This window comes from Streptococcus saliviloxodontae (assembly GCF_016908655.1).
Classification (GTDB): Bacteria; Bacillota; Bacilli; order Lactobacillales; family Streptococcaceae; genus Streptococcus; species Streptococcus saliviloxodontae.
The window spans coordinates 12,513-35,819 of sequence record NZ_JAFBEI010000026.1 but is presented as its reverse complement, the minus strand read 5'-3'; the positions used below and the strand labels follow the sequence as shown (position 1 = coordinate 35,819).

Sequence of the window (23,307 nt, the reverse complement as noted above, 5' to 3'; positions counted from 1 at the left end):
AACAACGACCTCCACTACTATTATACCGGAGGTCGTTTATCTAGTTTATGAAATTAATTTCTGAAAACGATATTTTCTTCATGCGTTTGTCGTGCCAGTATTCAAGTAAACAACCCATTCACAAAGGTTACGCGCATAGTCACCAATACGCTCTAAATACATCAACACTTGGAAGTACTCTTTTCCAGCAAAGGCTGCTTCAGGTTGTTCACGAATCGCATCTACTGCAATCGCTTGAATATCCTTGAAGTAATTATCAACAATTTCATCCATAGCAGCGATTTCGTACGCGCGATCAGCATCACCTGATAGGTAGGCATCTAGGGCATCTTCTACCATATTTTTGACAGCTTTACCCATTTTTTTAATTTCAAGCTCGACAGCTTCGATGCGTTCTTCGCCTTTCATGCGAATAGTCGCCTTAGCAATCGCCGTCGCATGGTCTCCCATACGTTCAACATCGCTCGATGCTTTCAAGACTGTGATTACCGTACGAAGGTCAGTGGAAACCGGTTGTTGTAGGGCAATGATTTCAAGTGACTTTTTCTCTAATTTGGATTCGTATTCATTGACTAAATCATCAGCTGCAATAACTTCCTTTGCTAAGTCGCGATCATGACTGACAAAGGCACGTACAGTCTTATTGATTTGAGATAAGACCTCTGTCCCCATGGCATAAAATTGATTATGTAATTTATCTAATTCTTCTTCGAATTTTGTACGTAGCATATCTTTTCTTTCTTTTTCTTTGTTAATTGACTGTTAGTGTATTAACCAAACTTACCAGTGATGTAATCTTCAGTCTCTTTGTGTTTAGGATTTAGGAACATTTGCTTAGTCTCACCAAACTCAATCAAATCCCCTCCCAAGAAGAAACCGGTCTTGTCTGAGATACGCGATGCCTGTTGCATAGAACGTGTCACTAATAGCATCGTGTACTTATCTTTCAACCCATAGAGGGTATCTTCAATTTTTCCAGCTGATATTGGGTCTAGAGCTGATGTTGGTTCGTCTAAAAGAATGATTTTAGGACTCGTCGCCAAAACACGCGCAACACAGACACGCTGTTGTTGACCACCAGACAAACCAACCGCAGAATCATGAAGGCGATCCTTGACCTCATCCCAGATTGAAGCCCCACGTAGGGACTCCTCTACTGCTTGGTCTAAGATTGCCTTGTCCTTGATTCCCTTGATACGCAGTCCATACACAACATTTTCATATATAGACATAGGGAAGGGGTTGGGCTGTTGGAAAACCATGCCAATCTCTTTACGTAATTCAACCGTATCAGTACGGGGACTATAAATGTTATGTCCGTTGTAAGAAATAGCTCCTGTTAGCGTCACTTCTGGGTTTAAATCGCTCATACGGTTAATGGCACGCAACAAGGTTGATTTTCCAGATCCAGAAGGGCCAATCAAGGCAGTGATCTCATTTGGATGGAAATCCATCGAAACATTATTCAGAGCTTTCTTTTTATTGTAGTAAACAGAAAGGTCTCTAACTTGTAAAATAGGTTCTGTCATAATAGATTTTAGATTTCAAAACGAAATCATATCCTTTCTTGCTAGATTAGCCAAAATGCCCTGAAACGTAATCACTTGTTGATTGTAGCTTAGCATTTTGGAAAATATTTTTGGTTTTATCGTATTCAATCAAATCACCAAGATAGAAGAAAGCGGTATAGTCACTAGCTCGAGCTGCTTGTTGCATATTATGCGTTACGATAATGATTGAGTAGTTCTTTTTCAACTCAAACATGGTCTCTTCCAACTGCATGGTCGCAATTGGATCAAGGGCGGAAGCTGGCTCATCCATCAACAAAATATCTGGCTTAACAGAAATCGCACGGGCAATACAAAGACGTTGTTGCTGACCACCTGATAGTGTCAAAGCTGATTTATGAAGATCATCCTTGACTTGATCCCAAAGTGCAGCTTGCTTCAAAGACGTTTCTACAATCTCATCTAAAACTTGCTTGTCTTTAACCCCGGCACGCTCATGGGCAAATGTGATATTGTTGTAAATTGATTTTGCAAAAGGGTTTGGACGCTGGAAAACCATTCCAATATGTTTTCGCATCTCATAGACGTTAATATTTGGGGCGTTAACGTCAATCCCTTCAAAAAGGATTTCACCAGTTACCCTTGCGATATCAATCGTATCATTCATACGATTCAAACTACGTAAAAATGTTGATTTTCCACAACCTGAAGGACCGATGAGAGCTGTGATTTTATTTTTTTCAAATTGCATATCAATCCCTTTGATGGCTTCTTTCTCACCATAATAAACATGCAAATCTTTCGTTGAAAGAGCTAATTTTTCCTCTGGAAAAGTGATGATATGTCTTTCATTCCAGTTATATTCTACCATTAATTACTTCTCCTTAAGCTGACGTCAATTTTTCGTGAAGCTTCTTACCAATGTAGCGAGCTGAAAGATTGAAAATCAAGATAAATACGAGCAAGACGGCTGCACTTCCTTGAGAAACAGCTATTGCATCAGGGATAGTTCCTTCGCTGTTAACCTTCCAAATATGAACAGCTAGTGTTTCTGCCTGACGGAAGATTGAAATTGGGCTAGTAACGCTGAAAATATTCCAGTTTGACCAATCAAGAGATGGTGCTGACTGCCCTGCTGTGTAGATAAGCGCAGCTGCTTCCCCGAAAATACGACCTGAGGCTAGAACAATCCCTGTCACAATACCTGGAAGGGCTTCTGGTACAACAACGTGAATAACGGTTTCCCAACGTGAAATCCCCAAAGCAAGACCTGCTTCACGTTGCGTATGGTGAACGTTTCGAAGACTATCTTCGACGTTACGTGTCATCTGAGGAAGATTGAAAACGGTAAGCGCCAAGGCACCAGAAATGATTGAAAAACCATATTGGAACTGCACTACGAAAATCAAGTAACCAAAGAGACCCACGACAACTGACGGCAAGGAAGATAAAATCTCAATACAGGTACGAACAAAGTTTGTTAGTCTCCCTTTTTTCGCATATTCTGACAGGTAGATACCTGCTCCCAGTGACAATGGCACTGAGATGCAGAGGGTAATAACGAGAAGGAAGAAGGAATTATAAAGCTGAATACCAATCCCTCCACCTGCCTGATAAGAAGATGATTTTCCAGTCAAGAAACTCCAACTGATATGTGGCAAACCTTTTACCAAAATATATAGCAACAGAGATGCCAAGATTGCAACAATAATTCCAGCAATGGTATAAAGAATACCTGTTGCTAGCTTATCTATTTTTTTAGCGTTCATAATTTCTCTTTCTCTCTCTTGTAATAAATTTAATCAAGGTATTGAAGGCCAAGCTCATGACTAATAGGACAAGAGCAAGTGACCAAAGGACATTATTTTGAACTGTTCCCATAACAGTATTACCGATACCCATTGTCAACACTGAGGTCAAGGTTGAGGCTGGCTCGATTAAGGATGTCGGCAAAATAGCTGAGTTACCGACTACCATTTGAATAGCCAAGGCTTCACCAAAGGCACGCGCCATACCAAAGACAACTGCTGTAAAAATACCTGGACGTGCTGCATTAAGAATAACACGCCAGATGGTTTGCCAGCGAGTAGCTCCCATAGCAAGACTGGCTTCCTTATAGTGACGAGGCACAGCTTTTAAACTATCGACTGTCATAAAGGTTACGGTCGGTAAGATCATGACAAATAGCACGCAGACCCCTGACAAAATTCCAAAACCAGTTCCACCAAAAACACTACGCGTGAAGGGAACGATTACTTGCAAACCAATAAAACCATAAACAACCGATGGAATACCTGTCAACAATTCGATAGCTGGTTGAAGAATCTTAGCACCGTATTTAGGTGACACTTCTGTCATAAAAACAGCTGCTCCAATAGCGATCGGTGTCGCAATTAAAGCTGATAGAATGGTCACAATGAAAGACCCCATAATCATTGGTAGGGCTCCAAAGGTTCCAGATGAAGGTTCCCATTTTGAACCAAATAGAAACTCAAACGGATTAACACCATTAACAAAGAAAGTTGAGAGTCCTTTCTGAGCAACAAACAGCAAAATCATTGCTACAATGAAAACAATTAAACCTAGACAGAAAAATGTCATATACTTCCCTAGTTTCTCTAAACGAGAATTTTTCGAAGGGGAGGTTAATTGTTTTTCAAGTTCTGAATTTTTCATAACTTCTCCTATTTTTTAGTCACAGTACCATCTGCGTCTTTGGTTACTTTCATCTCATGAATTGAGATATAACCCATACTCTCAACAACACCTTTTTGAACAGTATCACTCAAAACATAGTCTAAAAATTCTTTGGTCAATCCTGTTGCTTTGCCTTTGGTATACATGTGTTCGTAAGACCAAAGAGGCCAGTTGTTGGTTGTAACATTTTCTGCGGTTGGCTGATAGCCGTTGAGACTAATCGTTTTGACAGAGTCATCGACATAAGCAAATGAAAGGTAAGAAATAGCACCCGGCGTCTGAGAAACAATTGACTTAACCATACCATTTGAATCTTGTTCCTGACTTTGAGTTGCTGACTCTCCATTCATAATCACGCTATCAAACGTTGCACGTGATCCTGAGCTTGAAGCTCGGTTAATGATCGAAATAGCTAGGTTTTGTCCGCCGACTTGTTTCCAGTTAGTGTATTCTCCTGTAAATATCTTACGTAGCTGTTCTGTTGTTAGGTTGGTGACACCAACCTTCTTATTAAGGATAACTGCCATCCCAGCAACTGCTACTTGGTGATCTTCAAGAGCGCTAGCATCAATACCAGATTTTTCTTCCGCAAAGAGGTCACTGTTTCCGATTTGAACGGCACCTGATTGCACCTGAGACAAGCCAGTTCCTGATCCTCCACCTTGAACATTAACAATCTTTCCGGAATTTTCAATACTAAATTCATCTGCAGTGGCTTCAACCAAAGGTTGTAAGGCTGTTGATCCTACGCTAGTAATAGACTGACCTTTGTCAATCCAGCTAGAACAGGCAGAAAGCGTCAAGAGAGCCATGCTTGCAAGCACAAGAAAGACTCCCATTTGTTTCTTCTTCATTTTCATTTGTTTTTCCTATTCATTTTGAAAAATATGATTTATGAGGCGAAAACCCCTCACAATCAAATAGTAACATATTATGACCTAGTTGAAAATATTTTTATCTTCCTATTAATGTCATTTTTAATTCTTCTTTTAGTTCGTGTTAAATCGTAAGCCTTTAGGGTAATAATTTTTGACAGTACTTCCAACAACTTTAGCAAAACCAAGACCATTTCCATTAACTCGAATCTGATACCAACCGTTCGGCAGGGCTGTATCAAGGGTGACGATATTCCCTGAGGTATAGGCAAAATAATCTTTCTCAGACAAATCAACTCCTTGCTTCACCTCATCGCTAGTTAATGCTAGACCCAGTGCAAAAGATGGTTCGAATCGGTTCTTCTTAAAAGTTCCCAAGTGTAAGCCATTACGTGCAATCTTGACCTTAGATAGGTCTGGTAAGCCATCTGGCAAAAGGTACAACTCATCACCAAATGTCTGATAGACACCCGACAAGGAAACTGTTAGGTGCTTGTCGGCGAAATCTTTCCATAGCTGTTGCTGATCTTTACGAAGTCGTGATGACAGAGACTTGATCTTACCAAGCTTTTCTGGAGGTCTAGTATCTTGTAGGTGCGCAACAAACTGCCCCTCTCCTTTGAAATGATGGGGATACATACGGGCAACCTCTGGCAGCCCAATTCCTTCTTGCATGCCATTGATTTTAGAAATCGGAAGTAATGTGAGGTTCTCAAAGTTTTCTAAAAGCCAGCTAACCACCTCTTCGTTTTCCTCAGGAGCCCATGTACAGGTTGAATAAACGAGACGCCCCCCTGGCGCCAGCATTTTCATAGCTTCTTCTAGGATTTCCTTTTGCAAATCAGCACACTCAGTCGGATAATCCTTGTGCCAGTACTGGATAGCATCGGGATCTTTTCGGAACATTCCTTCCCCTGAACAAGGCCCATCAAATACTATGAGGTCAAAATAGTTTGAAAAAACCTTGGCTAACTTCTGAGAAGATTCATTAGTTACAAGGACATTTCTAGCACCGAAACGTTCAACGTTTTCAACCAAAACCTTGCTACGTTTCTTCGAAATTTCATTCGAGACTAAGATCCCTGTATTATTCAGGTAGGATAATAGTTGAGTCGTCTTACCACCTGGTGCGGCAGCCAAATCAAGGACTCTCATGCCTTCAGTTGGTGCGGCAACCTGGGCAACCATTTGCGCTGCTGGCTCTTGAGAATAGACTAAACCAGTCACATGATCCGCAGATTTTCCTGACACTTTGCCATAGTGTCCCCAAGGTGTCTCAGGTATAGCATCAGAAAAGTCTTTTTGAACTTTTTTCAAAGGATTGGTGCGATAGGCAGACACTGCTTCTTGATCGAAACTCGCCAAAAAAACATCAGCCTCAGAACCCAGAATAGTCTGGTATTTGTCAATAAAATCTTTAGGTAAATTCATATCTTTATTATACTACACTTTCTTAGTTACTTTCAAAAAGAAAAGGGCTGAGTAAGTCACTCATATCCCTTTAGGTTAAATAATTTTTAAGCTCTTGCTGATAGCTTTTTGGAATAAACATTACCATCTGTCGTGTTTGATAATCAGGTTGCTCCCAATCCAGCGTCAGAAGCGTGTAACCTAAACAATCTCCTATTATCTGCGCTGCAGCATAATCCCACGGGTAAAGATGAGAAAAATAAGCCAAGAGGCGACCTTTCAAGACATACGCCATACTGATGCCTGCACCACCATAAACACGAACCCCTAAACTATGATCAATAAAATCTTTGATTCCTCGCTTATTTTGAGCGTACATGCTTCCGTTTGAACCAACTAAGCTACGTTCTAAAGGACGATTGTCAAAGACAGGTAGTAGCTTGTCATTAACCATTGCTGGAAACCCTAGACCACCTGAATACAGTTCGTCTTTCATGACATCGTAGATCAAACCAAACTGGCCCACTCCATCTTCGAAGTAAGCAATCATAATGGCAAAGTCTTCCTTTTGGACGATAAAATTAACAGTACCGTCAATAGGATCAATCACCCAGACCTTACCGTCCGTGATAGGATGACGCAAATCATTTTCCTCAGCCATCAACTGATCTTCTGGGTAGGTTTCTTGAATACGAGACACAATCAATTGCTGTGTTTCCTTATCAAAATTAGTCACCAAATCATCAAAACGTGACTTAGCTTCAATTGCTAGATCCTTACCCAGACCCTGTCTGATATAGTTTCCAGCGTCGCGAATCAGGTCTTGAGCAAATCGCAATTTACTTTCCAAGAGAGATGAATCCTTTCTCTTTTTCTTTAGCTGCCTTGACCGCACGATAAGTAGAATAACCACTAGAAGCTTCAAACTCACGATCAATCTGCTTTTCCTGTGCTTTACTTTTCACTATTTGTTTAAACTGTGTGTAGCTCTCCAAAAGGACTTGAGCATCCACTTTTGTTTCGTATGCTTTTTCAACTTGATTCAAAAAATGAAGCACTGATGAGATTTCGTCAGTGCTCCAGGTTAAATCAAGAGGATAAGAATAATTCGTATTAGTCATTTTTTCCCTCTATCTCAGCTCTAATAGTCGCTTGTCTTAGTTCATGCTTGCGGTAATCTCTCGGTAAGAAGGCACGAATCTCATCTTCGTTAAAACCGATCTGCATGCGTTTTTTGTCCATGATAATCGGACGACGTAATAAACTAGGGTTGCTTGCAATCAAGTCAATCAACTCAGAGATAGACAGCTCATCCACATCTATATTCAACTTTTGAAAGACTTTAGAGCGCGTTGAAATAATATCCTCCGTTCCGTTCTCAGTGAAGGAAAGTATAGACATTAACTCCTGTGGCGTTAATGGACTTGTGATAATATTATGCTCTTGATAGTCTACTTCGTGCTTGGTTAACCATGCACGCGCTTTCCGACAACTAGTACAACTAGGAGATAAAAATAAGGTGATCATTGCGCTTGCCCTCTTTAAAACATTAGTTACTACTATTATACTAAAAATAACTGTAAATAGCTATTATTTTTCTGATTTTTCCCATTTTAGAGCAACTTCTCTATCGAGACATAGCTGATTTATCAGGCCATCAATCCCTTCAAACTTAACCATGTCGCGTATCTTATCTAACCAGATAACCTCGATGGTTTGGCCATATAAATCACGATTAAAATTAAAAATATGAGCTTCTAAGCGTAACTCCGTCCCGCCAAAAGTCACGTTTTTCCCCAAGCTGGTCATCGCTCGGTAACGCTCTCCATCAACCAAGACATCCGTCACATAGACTCCATCTGACGGGAGGTAAGTTCGGTCAATCGTCGCAAGGTTGGCTGTCGGAAATCCAATCGTTCTTCCACGAGCGTCACCATGAACCACGATGCCACGCGTTGAAAATGAGTAGCCTAGAAGACGATTGACTTCTGCAACATCTCCTGATGTCAGTAAGTCTCGAATACGAGTTGATGAGATTTTTTGCCCCTCATCTTGGACCTCTTTCACGGTAATCACTTGACCGTTAAAATGCTGTTCTAAATAGGAGCTATCTGTTTGATCATTTCCAAATTTATAATCAAATCCTACAACCACAACTTTTGCACGTAAGCGACAAATATAATCTCTGATAAAGTCATCTGATGAGAGACTTGCAAACTGACTCGTAAAGTCCATCAAAAAGAGAGAGTCAACCCCGTACTCCTCAAATTTTTGATACCGCTTTTCAGGATAGGCAATATGCAATAAAAGCTCTGGTGAGAAGCGACTAAAGGTCAGTTGAGGTGACTCATTAAAAGTCATGACGGCAATTGGTAACTTTTGATCTTCAGCCACTTTTCTCGCCTCTTCAAAAAGGGCCTTATGGCCTCGATGTAGCCCATCAAAGTAACCTAAAACTAGCACACAATCTTGTTCAAGGATTAACTCGCTAGGCTTTTGAAACGTTTTTATCTGCATACCTTCTCCTAAATCAATACTTTCCGTGGTTTATACTGCCCGTCCCTAGGCTCCAAAATGGCAACGACACGATTGTCATAAAAAGCAGCCAACAAAGGTTCTTGATTAGGGAGCGTGATGCGGCGTCCATAGGTAATCTCAGTCTTATCGGCTTCTGTCAAATCCACTCGAACTAGGTCACTAACCCCGTACTCAATTGGGAGTAAAAAGCTAGTATCACCTGCTGCAAAACGCGTCTCAATCTCTTCCAAGGTTAAGGCATCTGCTAGATTTAAACCTGCCGAGGCGGTTCGCTCTAAGGCTGACATATGACTGGCGTAGCCTAAACGTTGCCCCAAGTCAACTGACAGGGTCCTAACATAAGTTCCTTTGCTACAAGCAACGCGAAAACCAAAAACAGCTCTGCCATTTTCCAAAACAAGGGGCGTGGTACGCTCAAAGGAGCTAATCGTGACCTGTCTCTTAGGTCGTTCAACACTCTCACCAGCGCGTGCATACTCATAAAGTTTACGGCCATTCACCTTAACCGCAGAGTACATAGGAGGAATCTGCTGAATGTCACCTTCAAAGCTAGCCATCGCTTGATCAACCATCTCTTCTGTCAGCGAAGAGACGGGAGTTGTCTCAATGAGCTCACCAGAGGCGTCCTCGGTAGTCGTTGAAAAACCAATCGTAATTTGCCCCTCATAGACCTTACCTGCCTCAGTCATAAATTCAATGACACGTGTTGACTTTCCAACTGCAATCGGTAGGACACCTGTGACATCAGGGTCTAAAGTCCCGCCGTGACCAATCTTTTTTTCACCTAGTATTTTACGAAGCTTGAAGACTGCATCATGAGAAGTCATTCCTGCCTCTTTTTTTAAATTAATAATTCCTGAAATCATAGTGACTATTATACCATAAGTTTTGAAATATTAAAAAAACCGAGACTTTCATCTCGGTCAATCAATCTCACGGTTGGTATCGCTATCTAGCTGGAGAAAGTCTTGGATCTCTTGAACGTATTCGAGTACGCCTTGAAACTCCCCTGCTTCATCTCTCACTGCAGCATAGGTGACATAAACGAACTTGCCTAGGCGATCCGACTTAAACCACATGGCAACCTTATCTTTTTCGCCTGACTTGAGCAAGGTGAAAATTCGGCGAACCTTTTCCAAAACTTTGGGAGGATGGCAAAATTCTACATGACGTCCGATTTGACTCGGTGTACGCTTAAAAATCATCTCTGAAGCTGGAACGCTGTCGTTATAGTATTGGAAAATATCATCTTTATTAACAAAGGTAATCTCCAAAGGCAAGTGGTTGAGAATGAGGTTGGCTTGCTCAATAGATAAGTAGCCATTCCCAAAAGCTTGCTCTGCTTGACGATTGTAGTTCTGCTCTTCTTTTGGCTTAGGCGTAAATGTAATAGTGAGCTGCCCTTCAGGAGTCTCGATGACCTTGGTTTGTTGCTCTGATGAACTCAGATGCGCTGCATCAGTCTCTGCCGAATGCTCTTTAGCAGGGCTTTCGTCTAGCTCCTCGGTCTCTCCAAACGTCTCACGGTGAGGAATCCATTTTGCTGTTGGCTTAATGATGGCATAGCCATACGGATCACTCTCGTTTGCTATAGCTATCCAATCATCTTGAGTGAAGGTTTCAAGCAAAATCATCAACAAAATGGCCTCTTCTTTGAAAATCATTTCTTCAAACTCTTTTGCGAATTGTTCAAAAAGATCCACAACTTCTGCAATCGCAAGGTCTGGCAACTGGTCAACTGCCTTTTGAACCTTTTTAAAGAGGTCTCGTATGTCGTCATCCACCCCCCACATCACCTTGGGTGGTGAGTCATGACCATATCTCTCCATAACTGGGAAAAACAGCTTTTCCTTACGCGTGTAATGATTGTGAAACTGCCCAACCAAACGCAACTGATGCTTAAGCCCTTTTAGGAGATCCTGACGGTAAGCATCATTTTCAGGCTTGCTATAGTTATCCAAAATACGACGAACACGAGCAATCGCTGAGCGTAGGGCAAGGTTTTCTTGCTTAAAGACATAGACTGGATGTCCCTCTTGCTCTGTGTCGGCGAGTTCGACTTCTGCGATTGCCCCTTTAAATAGATTGGCATGGACATTACAAAGACTCATCACATCCTCGAAACTAACGCCCGAATCAGAAGACATCAACTCATGCTCCATCAAGGAAATCTCTAAGGCTGATACTCCTTGAAAATGCTGATTAAAACGCTCTTGAACAGACTCTGGACTTGCCCCTTTGTGCAAATCTAACAAAATCTCTTTTAGTATTTGAATACGATTTTCTGTCATGCTAATCTCCAATCACGTCATAGCCATGCCATTCTAGCGTTTGACGAATCTTATCCAAGGGAACATTTGCCAAGCGAGAACCTGATTTCAAACTGGTGATTTTTCCAATAGTATTAAGCATCGCTGGATTGGCTAACGGCTTAAAGCCGAGCTCAATCAAAATCTCCTTAACCTCTGGATGCTCTGCGATAATATCTGCCACTGGTCGTGATAAATCAATGGTATTTGTCATAACATTACCTCTTTTACTCATTTTTTGTTATTATATCAAGTTTTATCCTTTTTTTCAGAGAAAAATGAAGAAGTCAAGTTTAGATATTATAAGTCATACCTGAAGCCATAGCTTGCCTTAGCAAAGCCGAAATTTTGGTAAAATCGATGCGCTGTCTCTCTCGTCTCACCAAAACCACTGTTTAAGGCTAAAGCTTTAGCCCCCTTTCGTCTCCCCTCTTCTGCAAGAAAAGTCATCAATGAACGAGCCAGACCTTGATGGCGATAATCCTCATCAACCACTAAGGCTAAGATGCGATAGTAAAAGCCCGATGCTTCAAAGAAATACATCTTGGCATAGCCTAAAAATCCCCTGACAATACCATCCACTTCAATCACAAGCATGCTGTACGCTGGGGATTGAAAAAGTTGAGTCAGTCTCTCTGTCAGTTCCTCTTGTCCGACAGGATAACCAAGCTGATCATAAAGTGGCAGTAAGTCTGAGACATCACTGAAACGAAAGGCTCTTATCATCAAATCTCTCCTTTTAAGTGGTCAAACTTGGCTTTCATCGTAGGGTTTTTTCTAGTCAATTTCTTGATAGAAACATCTTCTAGCTTGTTGTTAGCAAGGCGCAGTTGGTTTTCAGAGGTTGTTAGTGCTGCTTTTACCGCCTCCATGCGCTTGATGGACTTATCGATTTCCTCAATCGCTTTTTGGAAATTCTTGCTGGCTGATTGATAATTTTTGGCAAAGGCAGTCTTGAAAACATCCAAGTCCTCTTCAAAATGCGTAATATCAATATTCTGCTCGCGTACCAAGGCTAACTCTTGCTTGTACTTGAGGGCATTTAGCGCAGCATTTCTCAAGAGCCCAATCAACTGAATAAAGAACTGAGGGCGGACAACATACATCTTGTCGTATTTGTGACCCACATCGACAATGCCAGTATTGTAATAGTCATTGTCACTCTCTAACATACTGACAAGCACAGCATACTCACACTGTTTCTCTTGTCTGTCCTTGTCTAGCTCCTTGAAGAAATCCTCATTCTTATGCTTTTTGAGCGTTCCGTCTGCTTCATTTTTCATCTCAAACATGATGGATAGTATTTCAATACCGTTTTCGTCTTTCTCACGATAGATGAAGTCACCTTTGGAACCACGGCTTGAAAGAGTATTATCCTTTTCAAAGTAAGCGTTGGGGAAAGCCAGATGGCGAACCTTATTAAATTCGGTCTCTGCATAGATTTCAAGGCTTTCTCCGATAGCTTTCGTTGACTGCTGTGCCTTGAAGTTTTTATAGAATTCCACCTGTTCATTGGCTGCCTTGAGCTGGCTCTCATAATCTTGTCTCATGGCTGAGAGGTTCAACTCAGACTCCTTCTCCTGAAGTTGAAGCTGCGCTCGCACTTGATCACGTTCTTTTTCCACCACAGTAAGGGCGGTTTGTTTCTCGCTATCTTTTTCTAGAGTCAGCTTGTCAAGTTGGGCTTTTAGGCTTAGGACTTCAGTTTCCTTGATGGCCAAGGCTTTTTCTACCTCTTGCTCAGTCTGACCTGACAAGGTTTCAAGCTGAGACTTGAGCTGAGTGATTTCTAGGTCCTTAGCTGCTAGGCTTTCTTGTTGTTGCAACGCCATTTGTTGCTGGGTTTCTTTTAGCTTGCTTTCAAGCTCAGCGATTTCTTTTTCTTTGACAAATAGCTGCGCCTGACGTTCATTGTCAGCTTCCTGACGCATCAGCTCAGCCTGTCCATGTAAGCGTTCTGCGACTTCTTTATCAAATTCGTTCGTTCTCACTTGACTAAGCAGTTGGCTGTAGTCAGATTCATTAATAGTAAAGGCGGTGCCACAATGTGGACATTTTATCTCGTTCATAACCGATCCTCTTTTTCTACATTATCTAAAAAGGGACTGCAAGACCTTGTCTTGCGTCATCTCCCACTCCTGCTTGGCACGGGCTAACTTGCGCTCATAATCAGTCTTACCTCGCAGATAATAAGCAATTTGATAGTCCTGCTTGACCAAGGGCACCAAAGGAATCTCAATAGCTAAGATATCCTTGGTCGAGAGATTAAGGACTGCTTTACCATTATCAGCGCGGTCCAACAGCTCCTGACCTAAGTCTGTATCCAAGAAAAGCTTGATATAGTAACCCCGTATCTGATTACCTGGTCTCAAAATCGTCACATTCGACGATGCTACAACAGAACGATCCTGCTCCTCAAAGACGGCTACCTTCTTGACAGTTCCTTTGGAGGCGACAAGGACATCACCATCTTCAAGCAAATAGCGTGCAATTTTGTGCTTCTCTTCTGAGAAAGTTTTTAGGTTTTGATAGGCGATTCCTTCTTCTGAAATATCAGATAAGTTGATCACGGCAATATCACCACTTTCCGCCTTGCTAGATACTGCCTTGCCTTTAAAGGCTTGAACCAAATCACCCAGCGGTGCTCGTTTAATAAGACTCGCTTCATACTGTTGAATGAGTGTCATATCTCCTCCCCTTTGCGTTTATTCATTTAGTATTATAATACAATTTTTAAGTTTTAGCCACTCCGTCTTGATAGGACTGATAGAAGGTCACCTTTAACTGGATAAAATCCTCCAAATCTCCCAAGAGTTCAAAAAGGAGAGCTCTGTATTCGAATTCTTCTCTGGTTTTGGGTAAAGGACGTTTGCGATACAGGTCCAAAGTTTGTTCAATGTGCTCTAAAAGTCCTAGGGCTGGATTTTGTTGGCTGAGTTGTGACGCTGTTTCACTGAAAAGAACCGCCAATATCTGAGCTTCCTCACTGGATACCGATAGGCTACGGACACTCCTTGCCATACGTTTCAAAATCCGATTTTGATTTTGACGCATCTCAAAATAGTGAATCTGGTAGTTGGTTGACTGAAAGAGCTGATTACCTTGTTCTAGATAGACGAGGCTGATGGCATTTTTTAGAATCTCCTCCAACTCCAAAATCAACTGGGCCTCATTTTCACCATTTCCACGCTCTAAAAAGTCCTGAAATTTTAGCAAGATCAGTTTCAACTGTTCCTCAACAAGCTGATGATAGCGGTCCACCTCGGCTTGTCTAGATGGCATATAGATATTGACAAACAAAGCCAAACCCGCACCAATGAAAAAGAGCGCCAGCTCATTACCAACAATAGACAGGGATAAGGTTTTTTCTGCTAAAAGATGCAAGACCAAGACGGTAATCGGTGCTATCCCAACCTGTAACTGAAAACGATAACTCAAGGGAACAAAAAAGATCAAATAGAGCGCAAAGCTCAGTAGATGAAAACCAAAAAACCAATAAAATAGACAGGAGATGGTCAAGGCGAGAAGAGCCGACAAAAGACGCTGCCAAGCAATGGTCAGAGAAGACTTTCGTGTGTCTAAAACGCTCAAAATAGCAATAATCCCTGCCGAGCTAGCATAAGATAAACCTAAAAAATCCGATAAGGCTATCGCCCCTACTGTGGCGACTAGTAACTTTATCGTTCGTTGAAATAATGACATGACTGTCTCCTTTTGCAAAAAGAAAGAGGCGGGACGACAAAATCGCATTCTCTTTGAATGACTGATTTTTGTCCCACTCTCTATTCACTAATAATTAGTCTTGATATTTTTGACCAATAAAAGCACCGAGGCTTGCCATCAAGACGATAAAACCTATCGAAAAGGCTACATTTGCCAAATCAAAAGGCACCATGACAGCGTCGATGTACTCTTGTGTCTTACCTTCTGCCAGCAGCTGAGCAACATACTGCTTGGGCGCAAGCCACATGGTCATAATAGGGGATAGATTCCCAAATGAAAAGAGGATGAATGAGGTCACATTTAGATTGGCATTGCCATAGCGACCTTGACTAGCAACATAGTCTGCCAAGAGCCCACAGATGAGACTTGGTAGAAAAGTCCATACAAAGTGCCCAGAGGCTAGAAAAAAGACTGACATCATCAAGCCAAGGCAAGTCAGTGCTCCAAAAGCCCTCGTTTTTTTAATCAGGCGCATGTAAACAAAACCTGAAAATAAAGCTGCTAGACCCGAGGTGTAATACATGTTACGACTACCAATGATAAAAAGGTCAATCACGACTGCTGCTACCACACAGAGAAAGTAGTAGAGACAGTGGAGGGTAATCGTCTTAATATCCGTTGATTTAATCACAAAACTCTCCTTTAGAAAACATTTTCTCTTTATTTTATCATGAATAGCACATCTTGAAAATACGTCAATGACCACTCATCAAAGAGAGAGACGTTATCTAAAGTCGTTCGACCATATAAAAGAAGCTTAGGACTCTCATCCTAGCCTCCTTTGTCTTATAAGGCTTTTACAGCTGCGATAGCTGCTTGATAATCTGGATCTGAATTGATGTTATCGAGATACTCAGTATAGGTCACCTTGTTGTTTTCATCAAGGACTAAGACCGCACGAGCAAGCAGGTGCCACTCTTGCATCAAGACACCATAACTTTTCCCAAAACTGTTATCATAAAAGTCAGAGAGCAGAATCGCATTGTCAAGACCTTCTGCCCCACACCAACGAGCTTGAGCAAAGGGAAGGTCAACAGAAACCGTGATGACAACCGTATTTTCCAAATCAGACAACTCCTTATTGAAGGTGCGTGTCTGAGTCGAGCAGATTCCTGTATCGATAGAAGGCACGATAGAGATGACCTTCTTTTTACCCTCAAAATCGCTGAGCGATGTCAACGCAAGGTCTGTCCCCATCAAGGTGAAGTCGTGAGCAGTATCTCCAACTTGTAGCTGACTTCCTGCTAGGGTAACTGGTTTTCCGATAAATGTAGGCATAGTTGTCCTCCTCCAATCCTGTGATACCTTTATTGTAGCAGAAAGCCATTTCATGCTCTAGTAACTTGTTTGAAAAGAGAACTTATACCCTTCTACTCGACACTCACCTTACTTTTAAGCAACCGAGCTGTTTTCTCGGTTCAGTAGACTTCCTTGGATTTTTTCTCATACTCAAAAATATAAAAAGAGCTAAGTCACGTGACTTAACTCTTTCATGTTTATCGACTTCAGAGATAGGGTTATGTGCTGTCGTTTGCTTGAGAACGGCATTTCGTTTAACCAATTCAGTTTGCTTCTGAGCGATTTCCAAATCTGCTGCGACACGAGCTTTACTAGCCAACTTGTCAGAAGCAGCCTGCTGCTCTGCGATTTCTTGTTACGCATGTACTTTGGCCTTAGCTACCTCTTTACGGATTTGTTCGGTATTATTAATACCAAGCTTTTCGATAACGCATTTTCATCAGCTAAACCTTGTCTATTGGAGGCTATGATTTCAACTCTCGTCTATTACAGCTCTTTAGTGGCATTTTCTTGAACTTTTTCAGAAAATGGTTCTGTTAGTCACAATCGCTTTAATCTTCACTTACTCAATAATAGCACGCAAGTAACCTTCAAGAGTATAACGGACTTCGTTAGCAATTTCTTGTTGCTCCTTGTATCAGAAAACAAAAAGACATCAAGAAACTCATTATCTTCTTATGATAACCCTGTCATACCATATTTAAAGGGGTTCTATAAGTATTCCTTAACTTTTTATAGTGACGTGGCTGAGTTTTCCTTAAATGGTTCTCAATGCAATTTCTAGGTCTTCGATAAGGTCGTCTACATTTTCGAGACCGATGGATAGGCGAATCTGATTTGGTTGGATACCAGCCGCCGTAAGGTCTTGGTCGTTCATTTGCCCATGGGTAGTTGTAGCTGGATGAACCACTAGAGACTTGGCATCAGCTACATTGGCTAGATTAGAGAAAATCTCAAGGTTATCAATGACACGTCTCGCTTCCTTAGACCCTCCTTTTACAGTGAAGGAGAAAATAGAGCTAGCACCTTTTGGAAGGTACTTCTGTGCTAAGTTATAGTAGGGACTTGATGGCAGGCTAGCATAGTTAACCTGCTCGACTTTAGGGTGACTTTCTAGGTAAGTTGCTATCGCCTTAGCATTTTCAACGTGTCGCTCAACACGTAAAGACAGGGTTTCTAGCCCTTGAGTCAGCAAGAAGGCATTAAAAGGGGATAGGCAGGCACCTGTATCTCGAAGTAATTGCGTGCGCACAGCAGTCACAAAAGCCGCAGGACCAATATCCTTGGTATAACTGATATTGTGGTAAGATGGATCAGGTTCCACGAACTGTGGGAACTTACCAGAAACCTCCCAATCAAAGTTGCCCGAATCGACAATCAATCCTCCTATAGAGGTTCCATGGCCACCGATAAACTTAGTTGCTGAATGCACAGCAATATCAACTCCAAATGAAAATACGTTAATGAGGTAAGGCGTCCCAAATGTATTATCAATGACAAGAGGTATCTGATGGCGATGGGCCAAATCTGCCAAAGCTTCTAAATCAGCAATATTTCCAAGTGGATTTCCCAGGGTCTCTGCGATAATAAACTTGGTATTATCCTGAATTGCTGCTTCAATGGCATCAAAATCCGCAACATCAACAAAACTGGTGGTGATTCCATAGCGAGGCAGAGTTTCCTTGAGCAGATTGAAAGTCCCACCATATACAGTAGTCGCTGAGACAATATGATCACCTGCATGTGCGAGTGCCAGAGCGACATATGTAATGGCTGCCATCCCAGAAGCAGTAGCCAAAGCACCGACTCCTCCTTCTAAAGCTGCAATGCGCTCTTCTAAGACTGCAGTGGTCGGATTTGTGATACGCGTGTAAATATTACCAGGCTTACTAAGCGCGAATAGTTCCTCAGCTTCCTGAGCATCATCAAAAACATAAGATGTCGTTTGATAGATTGGTAGCGCTCTTGATTTGGTCTCCTTATCTACTGATTGACCTGCATGTAGCTGTTTCGTTTCGAATTTTAATTGACGTGTCATAGGTTGCCTCCAAAGTATTAATACTTATATTGTATATAGAATCGTTTCCTATTGCCAATACTATTTTGTTATCAAGATGATAGTTTTTTATTATTAAACAGTTAAGGCTATGCAAAAAAGTAGAGGTCCCCCTCTACTCTTTGTCTGGTTTATGTGCTGTCGTTTGCTTGAAAAAGACCCGTTTTAATAGCTTCTTCACTAGCTGGACTGGTGTCTCGTTAAAAGAGTACAATCATCGCATCGAAAAATGGGGCTATTTTCCTTGAAATTCCTGAAAGACTTCTTGAATTTTAAGGGCGACTTGCTGGCTATCAGCAGGTACTTGATCATCAGCGTGTTCTTTCAGGTAAGGGTAATCACCCACCTGAACACCATAAAGGCTCTTGTCGAACATAGGAATATCATTTTTATCATTACCAAAAGCAACAAAGTTCTCACCAACCAAGTCTAAAATAGTAGACCCTTTGCTGACACCGTAGGGATTGAGGTAGAGGCATTCTTCCATCTCATGATAAAACAGGTCTAAGGTGTCTAGTTGTTCTAGCTCTGTTATCAGATCAGCTAGCATTTCCAGATGATTGCCCATGTAAATTACCATTTTAATGGCAGGACCCAACTCATTGACTGGTAGCTGCTTGCCCAAACCTAGCGGATCAACACTACTGATAAAGGGGATTTTTTCAGCTTGAGAGATGGCATAGTTGAAATGATCATCTAAAAAATAGGGGAGGTTATAGTTGTGGCAAACCTTCAGGACCATTTGATAGGATTCCCTATGAAGTTGATGTTGCAGTATCAGTTGACCGTTCTGATAAGCAAGACCACCGTTGAGTCCTATCACGAGCCTAGTAGCGAGTTCCCCTTCCAAAAGACCGATACAATCCCTGTAAGAACGAGCTGAAGCAAAGATGACTTGGTGCCCGTAATCTTCAGCTGTCAAAAGGGGCGTTTTTATCGTATCAGCGATGGTCATACCATCAAAGCATAAGGTCCCGTCTAGATCAAATACAAATTTCATAGCTAGCTCCATTTTGATTATTGTAATCATTATAACATAAAAGCTAAAAAGAGAAGTCAGCTATTTAGCTTACTTCTCTTCTGTGTTCTTGTCTTCTTTAGACGTCTCACCGTTGAGAGCCTTTTTAAATTCGGTGATCATTTTGCCCAAGGAGCTTCCAACTTCTGGTAGCTTCTGTGGACCAAAAATGAGTAAGGCTGCTACGACGATGACTAGCACACCTGGCAGTCCAATATCTCTTAGAAATCCCATCTTATTTTCTCCTTTTTTTCTCTATAAAACGACTAATAGTCACACTGATCTCGTAGATCAGTAACAATGGCAAGGCCATGAGCAGGTCACTGACCAAATCTGCTGGCGTTAGAATAACAGCAATCACGATAAGGATAAAATAGGCGTACCTCCGGTATTTTCTTAAAAAAGCAGAGCTAATCAATCTGATAGCCGTCAAAAAGGCAACGACGACAGGAAACTCAAAGAGCACGGCTAAAGGCACGGTGGTGTGAAAAACAAAGAGCAGATAGTTCTGCGCCGTTAGTTGAGTCTCAAATAAGCCGTCGCCAAAACCTAGCAACACCGACAAGAGAGCGGGTGTCACCAAGAAAAAACCAAACGATAAGCCTGCGATAAAACAAATAAAGACCGCAGGAATATAGGCAAGAAGAGCACGCGCCTCCCTATCCTTAAGAGCAGGCCGTACAAAAGCCCAAATCTGAAACGTGATAAAAGGAACCGACAAGCAAACAGCTGAAAGCGAGGCTAGGCTAAGGTAAATCCAGAGAATGTCATCAGGGCCCAAAACCAGCAGTTTGTAGTCAAACTGACTAGTTAACAAACGGTAAATGTCTGCTGACCAAAAAAGCGACAAAGCAAAGCAAGTCAGAAAGAAAAGCAGACAGAAAAGCAGCCGTTTTCTAAGCTCTGTCAGATGCTCAATAATGGTCTCATCTTTCTTATCCATGACTGACACCCTTCCTGCGACGGCTGATCCAAGTATTGAGCCCCAGTACCAGTAGAACGTAGCTAAGCTGAGCTAAACTGGTCTCCAGACTCGGGTAAACCCCCAGCGAATCGATAGATGGCATCCAAGCTAGGATATGATTGCTGATAATGTTGGTTAATTGCAGAGCGTTGATGCTGACGCCCAGCATCTTGAAGGCTAGGATGTAGATCGTCCAGGTCAGGATTCTAAAGAGCCAGTGGATTGGCAATACCTTAGAAAATCGGTTAAAGAGCACTGCGATAATGACCAAGAGCAAAATCGCAAGAAAAATGCCAATAATCAGATTCTGACTGCTTATCTTAGGTAGAATCCCTACATAGAAGAGAATGGTCTCTGCCCCCTCACGAAAGACTGACAGAAGGCTCAGAGCAAACATGGAGATAAAACTACCTGTTGACATAGCAAGGTTCATCTGGCGTTCCAAATAATCACTCCACGCCTTGGCATTAGATTTTCCATGTAGCCAAATCCCAACACCAATCAGCATGGCAACTGCAAAGAGACCTACTGCTCCTTCGATAATTTCTCTATTGGTTCCAGAAGTGACCGCCGGAAAGAGCATCTGAAGAAGGGCTGCTGTAACACCTGAGGCTAGGACACCTACTAAAGCTCCGCCATAGACCCACTTGATGCCATGCTTTTGTTTTGAATAACGCAGAGCTTCAACCAAGGCCATGACAATCAAGAGAGCCTCTACCCCCTCGCGTAACAGAATCACCATAGCATCAATAGCAGAATAAGACGAGTCTGTGTCTATCGCTTCAAGCTCACTGATGAGATTTTTGAGTTTGGCTTGGTATTCTTTGCTACTGCCCTTTGCCATGATGAGAGGGGTCTGGCTCTCTACCTTAGAATAAAGGGCAGAGCTACGTGTGCTGACTTCCCCCTCAAAGCTGGTCCAGTTGGTGATAAAAGTCTTCATCTTGCTCTGACCTGAAGCAGTTTTGCCAGCGACAAAGTCCTCATAGGCTTCTTTGAGCAAGTCAATTCCTTCTGACAAGGTCTTAATGTCAGTGGAGCTAGTCGCTGATTTTCCCTCCATAAAACTATCCAGCGCAGTTCTCAAGTCCTTGACATTAGTTTGGACTGCTGAGAGTTCAAAAGGCTCTGCCTCCATAGAAGCTCTCAAGAAAGACATGGCTGACTCAATCGACCCATAATGCCCACCTTCAGAACTTCTGACCACAGATTCATTTCTAGTCCAGATAGCATTGAAAGTTAGGTACTCCGTCTTCATGGCCTCAAGGTCGCCTGAAGTAATGACTTCTTCTAGGTTTTCTAGTGCTGGATAGACCTTTTGCTTGAAGGTGGTTTTTTCTGCCTCTAGGTCAACCGGGTTTTGCTCTTCCTCAAAAGCAAGCAGGCTCTTAGAGAGAGCCGTCAGTTCAGACGAGCTAATCTTATCGTCAGCCAAGGCTTTCTGAGCTGTCTGGCTGACTTTTTTCCCCGCCTTAGAGTCTGACTGCTCTATCTCCTTGAAGTCAGCAGCGACTTCTTGGATCAATTGCAGGGCTTTTGACTGGTCTTTGGCTTTGACAGCCGTCTGAGCATCTGTGATTTTGATGAAAAGATCACTGTATGAGCTAGCTTCTACCTTTACGGAAAATAGCAGAGCAGTCACTAGCATCATGGCAAGGAGGAGCTTATTCAAATAGGTCTTGACCAAGATAGCCTCCCTTCTCCACACCACCAAAGCAGGCAAAGAGACCGCTACCGATATGAGTGATGTACTCGTTCAATCTATCCGTCGCCCCTAGGCTAGTCTGCACATCAACGAACTGCTGAGGGTCTTTCTCAAAGGCGATAAAGAGCAAACCAGACTCGAACTGTCCTGTCTTTTCATTGATGCCATCCGCATAGGAATAAGACCGACGCAGTAATTTCTTGCCTGCCTTATTGGCAAGGCTGACATGAGAGTCCACTGGCATGAGATAGTTGCCATCCTTGTCCTTGTCATCCCAAGAAAAATCTGAAAATTCATCCGTTTTCCCAAATGGTGCTCCGCTATCTCGGTAACGCCCAAAGGTATTTTCCTGCTCAGCTAGATTGGTTCGATCCCATGTTTCAAGGTGCATACGGATTTTTCGAACTGCCATAAAGCTGCCGTTTTTAAGCCAATCATTGCCATCATACCAGACCACCTTGTCAAAATCATTAGCTGTCGTCGGATTGACCGTGCCATCCTTAAAACCAAAGAGATTACGTGGCGTAGACTTGCGATCACCAATAGCTGCAAAGCCTGACTGGCTCCATTTCAGGGTCACCTTGCCACGCCCTTTTCGAATGAGATTTCGAACAGCATGAAAGGCTACCTGTTCATCATCCGCACAGGCTTGAATGGCAATATCGCCACCCGTGTACTTGTCCTCCAATTGCTCCTTAGGAAAGGGCGGAAAGTCTTTAAAAATAGCCATTTCTTTCTGGGTTAGTCCACATTTTTTGAGAAAAGAACGGCTGATACCAAAGGTCAGGGTCAGACGGTAAGGATTAAGCCCAACGGTTTCTCCCGTGTCCTTGGGAGGGAGATAAGTGTTGCTGGACTCAGTATCGACCCTATCCCCCTCGACTAATTTCGCTGCATAAGCCGTCCAGTCTTTGAAAAGCTGCTTGACCTCTTCACGACTGACCTCTTCCAAGTCTAGCACGACAAAATACACGTTTTTCTGCATAGGGGTCATGATACCAGCCTGGTGTTTGCCGTAAAAGGAGATGCTCTCGTCACCGTCGGCTTCCTTGGTCTTCTCCTGTGTCTTAGGCAGAAGAAAACTGCCAAGGGCAGATGCTCCAATGATTGCACCTGCCCCAGCCATTCCAGATTTTTTCAAGAAGTCACGACGAGACAATTTTTGGTCAAAAAGACCTTTTTTCTTGTCTTCTACCATAGTGCCT

At 42.3% G+C, this 23,307-nt stretch carries 25 protein-coding genes and 2 pseudogenes; all 27 read right to left on the bottom strand.

All coding sequences use genetic code 11. The annotated features are described in order from the left end of the window. Positions 1-78: 78 nt before the first annotated feature. Positions 79-729, bottom strand: a complete 651-nt coding sequence (gene phoU, locus JOC31_RS06780) for a phosphate signaling complex protein PhoU (RefSeq protein ID WP_205017404.1) — start codon at positions 727-729, stop codon at positions 79-81. Positions 730-770: 41 nt separating this feature from the next. Continuing rightward, a complete protein-coding gene (pstB, locus tag JOC31_RS06775) occupies positions 771-1,529 on the bottom strand; it encodes a phosphate ABC transporter ATP-binding protein PstB (RefSeq protein ID WP_205017403.1) in 759 nt (252 codons plus the stop codon). Between the two features lie 46 nt (positions 1,530-1,575). Continuing rightward, the gene (pstB, locus tag JOC31_RS06770) at positions 1,576-2,379 is read right to left on the bottom strand and encodes a phosphate ABC transporter ATP-binding protein PstB (protein ID WP_205017402.1); all 804 of its coding nucleotides are present in this window, start codon (positions 2,377-2,379) and stop codon (positions 1,576-1,578) included. A 13-nt stretch (positions 2,380-2,392) separates the two neighbouring features. Beyond that, entirely contained in the window at positions 2,393-3,277 is an 885-nt protein-coding gene (gene pstA / locus JOC31_RS06765) for a phosphate ABC transporter permease PstA (RefSeq protein WP_205017401.1), read from the bottom strand. Then, positions 3,267-4,184, bottom strand: coding sequence for a phosphate ABC transporter permease subunit PstC (gene pstC / locus JOC31_RS06760; protein ID WP_205017400.1), 918 nt, complete (start codon positions 4,182-4,184; stop codon positions 3,267-3,269). Before pstC ends, pstA begins: the two co-directional genes overlap by 11 nt. Before the next feature lie 8 nt (positions 4,185-4,192). Then, complete coding sequence (locus JOC31_RS06755) at positions 4,193-5,059, bottom strand: phosphate ABC transporter substrate-binding protein PstS family protein (RefSeq protein WP_205017399.1); 867 nt, start codon at positions 5,057-5,059, stop codon at positions 4,193-4,195. 135 nt (positions 5,060-5,194) lie between these two features. Next, the gene (locus JOC31_RS06750) at positions 5,195-6,511 is read right to left on the bottom strand and encodes an RsmF rRNA methyltransferase first C-terminal domain-containing protein (RefSeq protein WP_205017398.1); all 1,317 of its coding nucleotides are present in this window, start codon (positions 6,509-6,511) and stop codon (positions 5,195-5,197) included. Between the two features lie 70 nt (positions 6,512-6,581). Then, complete coding sequence (locus JOC31_RS06745) at positions 6,582-7,340, bottom strand: inositol monophosphatase family protein (protein WP_205017397.1); 759 nt, start codon at positions 7,338-7,340, stop codon at positions 6,582-6,584. Continuing rightward, a complete protein-coding gene (locus JOC31_RS06740; protein WP_205017396.1) occupies positions 7,330-7,611 on the bottom strand; it encodes a UPF0223 family protein in 282 nt (93 codons plus the stop codon). Before JOC31_RS06740 ends, JOC31_RS06745 begins: the two co-directional genes overlap by 11 nt. After that, positions 7,604-8,017 (bottom strand): Spx/MgsR family RNA polymerase-binding regulatory protein, encoded by a 414-nt coding sequence (locus tag JOC31_RS06735; protein ID WP_205017395.1) that lies wholly within the window; start codon positions 8,015-8,017, stop codon positions 7,604-7,606. Before JOC31_RS06735 ends, JOC31_RS06740 begins: the two co-directional genes overlap by 8 nt. A 63-nt stretch (positions 8,018-8,080) precedes the next feature. Then, on the bottom strand, positions 8,081-9,007 hold the full coding sequence (locus JOC31_RS06730; RefSeq protein WP_205017394.1) for a bifunctional riboflavin kinase/FAD synthetase: 927 nt from the start codon (positions 9,005-9,007) through the stop codon (positions 8,081-8,083). 8 nt (positions 9,008-9,015) lie between these two features. Next, positions 9,016-9,894, bottom strand: a complete 879-nt coding sequence (gene truB / locus JOC31_RS06725; RefSeq protein ID WP_205017393.1) for a tRNA pseudouridine(55) synthase TruB — start codon at positions 9,892-9,894, stop codon at positions 9,016-9,018. A gap of 57 nt (positions 9,895-9,951) precedes the next feature. Beyond that, positions 9,952-10,473: pseudogene (locus JOC31_RS10110) on the bottom strand (PAS domain-containing protein); the annotation flags it as partial. A 68-nt stretch (positions 10,474-10,541) separates the two neighbouring features. Then, positions 10,542-11,319: pseudogene (locus JOC31_RS10105) on the bottom strand (DUF438 domain-containing protein); the annotation flags it as partial. Between the two features lies 1 nt (position 11,320). After that, a complete protein-coding gene (locus tag JOC31_RS06715) occupies positions 11,321-11,551 on the bottom strand; it encodes a DUF1858 domain-containing protein (RefSeq protein WP_205017391.1) in 231 nt (76 codons plus the stop codon). 86 nt (positions 11,552-11,637) lie between these two features. Continuing rightward, entirely contained in the window at positions 11,638-12,066 is a 429-nt protein-coding gene (locus tag JOC31_RS06710; protein WP_205017390.1) for a GNAT family N-acetyltransferase, read from the bottom strand. Next, on the bottom strand, positions 12,063-13,406 hold the full coding sequence (locus JOC31_RS06705; RefSeq protein WP_205017389.1) for a DUF2130 domain-containing protein: 1,344 nt from the start codon (positions 13,404-13,406) through the stop codon (positions 12,063-12,065). The genes JOC31_RS06710 and JOC31_RS06705 overlap by 4 nt, the downstream gene beginning before the upstream one ends. 21 nt (positions 13,407-13,427) lie before the next feature. After that, complete coding sequence (locus JOC31_RS06700; protein WP_205017388.1) at positions 13,428-14,024, bottom strand: restriction endonuclease subunit S; 597 nt, start codon at positions 14,022-14,024, stop codon at positions 13,428-13,430. Positions 14,025-14,070: 46 nt separating this feature from the next. Continuing rightward, positions 14,071-15,039, bottom strand: coding sequence for an aromatic acid exporter family protein (locus JOC31_RS06695; protein WP_205017387.1), 969 nt, complete (start codon positions 15,037-15,039; stop codon positions 14,071-14,073). Between the two features lie 94 nt (positions 15,040-15,133). After that, positions 15,134-15,691 (bottom strand): MptD family putative ECF transporter S component, encoded by a 558-nt coding sequence (locus tag JOC31_RS06690; protein WP_205017386.1) that lies wholly within the window; start codon positions 15,689-15,691, stop codon positions 15,134-15,136. 155 nt (positions 15,692-15,846) lie between these two features. Continuing rightward, on the bottom strand, positions 15,847-16,338 hold the full coding sequence (gene tpx / locus JOC31_RS06685) for a thiol peroxidase (protein WP_205017385.1): 492 nt from the start codon (positions 16,336-16,338) through the stop codon (positions 15,847-15,849). 778 nt (positions 16,339-17,116) lie between these two features. Continuing rightward, the gene (locus tag JOC31_RS06680) at positions 17,117-18,397 is read right to left on the bottom strand and encodes an O-acetylhomoserine aminocarboxypropyltransferase/cysteine synthase family protein (protein ID WP_205017384.1); all 1,281 of its coding nucleotides are present in this window, start codon (positions 18,395-18,397) and stop codon (positions 17,117-17,119) included. Between the two features lie 253 nt (positions 18,398-18,650). Then, positions 18,651-19,415 (bottom strand): HAD hydrolase family protein, encoded by a 765-nt coding sequence (locus JOC31_RS06675; protein ID WP_205017383.1) that lies wholly within the window; start codon positions 19,413-19,415, stop codon positions 18,651-18,653. Between the two features lie 69 nt (positions 19,416-19,484). Continuing rightward, on the bottom strand, positions 19,485-19,667 hold the full coding sequence (gene tatA, locus JOC31_RS06670) for a twin-arginine translocase TatA/TatE family subunit (protein WP_205017382.1): 183 nt from the start codon (positions 19,665-19,667) through the stop codon (positions 19,485-19,487). Position 19,668: 1 nt separating this feature from the next. Next, entirely contained in the window at positions 19,669-20,376 is a 708-nt protein-coding gene (tatC, locus tag JOC31_RS06665; RefSeq protein WP_205017381.1) for a twin-arginine translocase subunit TatC, read from the bottom strand. Next, positions 20,369-22,084, bottom strand: coding sequence for an FTR1 family iron permease (locus JOC31_RS06660; RefSeq protein ID WP_205017380.1), 1,716 nt, complete (start codon positions 22,082-22,084; stop codon positions 20,369-20,371). The genes tatC and JOC31_RS06660 overlap by 8 nt, the downstream gene beginning before the upstream one ends. After that, positions 22,062-23,300: an iron uptake transporter deferrochelatase/peroxidase subunit gene (efeB, locus tag JOC31_RS06655; RefSeq protein WP_205017379.1), complete on the bottom strand. Its 1,239-nt coding sequence runs from the start codon at positions 23,298-23,300 to the stop codon at positions 22,062-22,064. The genes JOC31_RS06660 and efeB overlap by 23 nt, the downstream gene beginning before the upstream one ends. Between the last annotated feature and the right edge of the window lie 7 nt (positions 23,301-23,307).

Coding starts and splice junctions, on each gene's coding strand:
- JOC31_RS06750 (WP_205017398.1), bottom strand. CDS start 6,511: ATGAATTTACCTAAAGATTTTATTGACAAATACCAGACTATTCTGGGT.
- JOC31_RS06740 (WP_205017396.1), bottom strand. CDS start 7,611: ATGACTAATACGAATTATTCTTATCCTCTTGATTTAACCTGGAGCACT.
- tatA (WP_205017382.1), bottom strand. CDS start 19,667: ATGGGATTTCTAAGAGATATTGGACTGCCAGGTGTGCTAGTCATCGTC.
- tpx (WP_205017385.1), bottom strand. CDS start 16,338: ATGCCTACATTTATCGGAAAACCAGTTACCCTAGCAGGAAGTCAGCTA.
- JOC31_RS06730 (WP_205017394.1), bottom strand. CDS start 9,007: ATGCAGATAAAAACGTTTCAAAAGCCTAGCGAGTTAATCCTTGAACAA.
- JOC31_RS06675 (WP_205017383.1), bottom strand. CDS start 19,415: ATGAAATTTGTATTTGATCTAGACGGGACCTTATGCTTTGATGGTATG.
- pstC (WP_205017400.1), bottom strand. CDS start 4,184: ATGAAAAATTCAGAACTTGAAAAACAATTAACCTCCCCTTCGAAAAAT.
- JOC31_RS06705 (WP_205017389.1), bottom strand. CDS start 13,406: ATGAACGAGATAAAATGTCCACATTGTGGCACCGCCTTTACTATTAAT.
- JOC31_RS06680 (WP_205017384.1), bottom strand. CDS start 18,397: ATGACACGTCAATTAAAATTCGAAACGAAACAGCTACATGCAGGTCAA.
- JOC31_RS06695 (WP_205017387.1), bottom strand. CDS start 15,039: ATGTCATTATTTCAACGAACGATAAAGTTACTAGTCGCCACAGTAGGG.
- JOC31_RS06735 (WP_205017395.1), bottom strand. CDS start 8,017: ATGATCACCTTATTTTTATCTCCTAGTTGTACTAGTTGTCGGAAAGCG.
- JOC31_RS06715 (WP_205017391.1), bottom strand. CDS start 11,551: ATGACAAATACCATTGATTTATCACGACCAGTGGCAGATATTATCGCA.
- truB (WP_205017393.1), bottom strand. CDS start 9,894: ATGATTTCAGGAATTATTAATTTAAAAAAAGAGGCAGGAATGACTTCT.
- JOC31_RS06700 (WP_205017388.1), bottom strand. CDS start 14,024: ATGACACTCATTCAACAGTATGAAGCGAGTCTTATTAAACGAGCACCG.
- tatC (WP_205017381.1), bottom strand. CDS start 20,376: ATGGATAAGAAAGATGAGACCATTATTGAGCATCTGACAGAGCTTAGA.
- pstB (WP_205017403.1), bottom strand. CDS start 1,529: ATGACAGAACCTATTTTACAAGTTAGAGACCTTTCTGTTTACTACAAT.
- efeB (WP_205017379.1), bottom strand. CDS start 23,300: ATGGTAGAAGACAAGAAAAAAGGTCTTTTTGACCAAAAATTGTCTCGT.
- JOC31_RS06755 (WP_205017399.1), bottom strand. CDS start 5,059: ATGAAGAAGAAACAAATGGGAGTCTTTCTTGTGCTTGCAAGCATGGCT.
- pstA (WP_205017401.1), bottom strand. CDS start 3,277: ATGAACGCTAAAAAAATAGATAAGCTAGCAACAGGTATTCTTTATACC.
- pstB (WP_205017402.1), bottom strand. CDS start 2,379: ATGGTAGAATATAACTGGAATGAAAGACATATCATCACTTTTCCAGAG.
- phoU (WP_205017404.1), bottom strand. CDS start 729: ATGCTACGTACAAAATTCGAAGAAGAATTAGATAAATTACATAATCAA.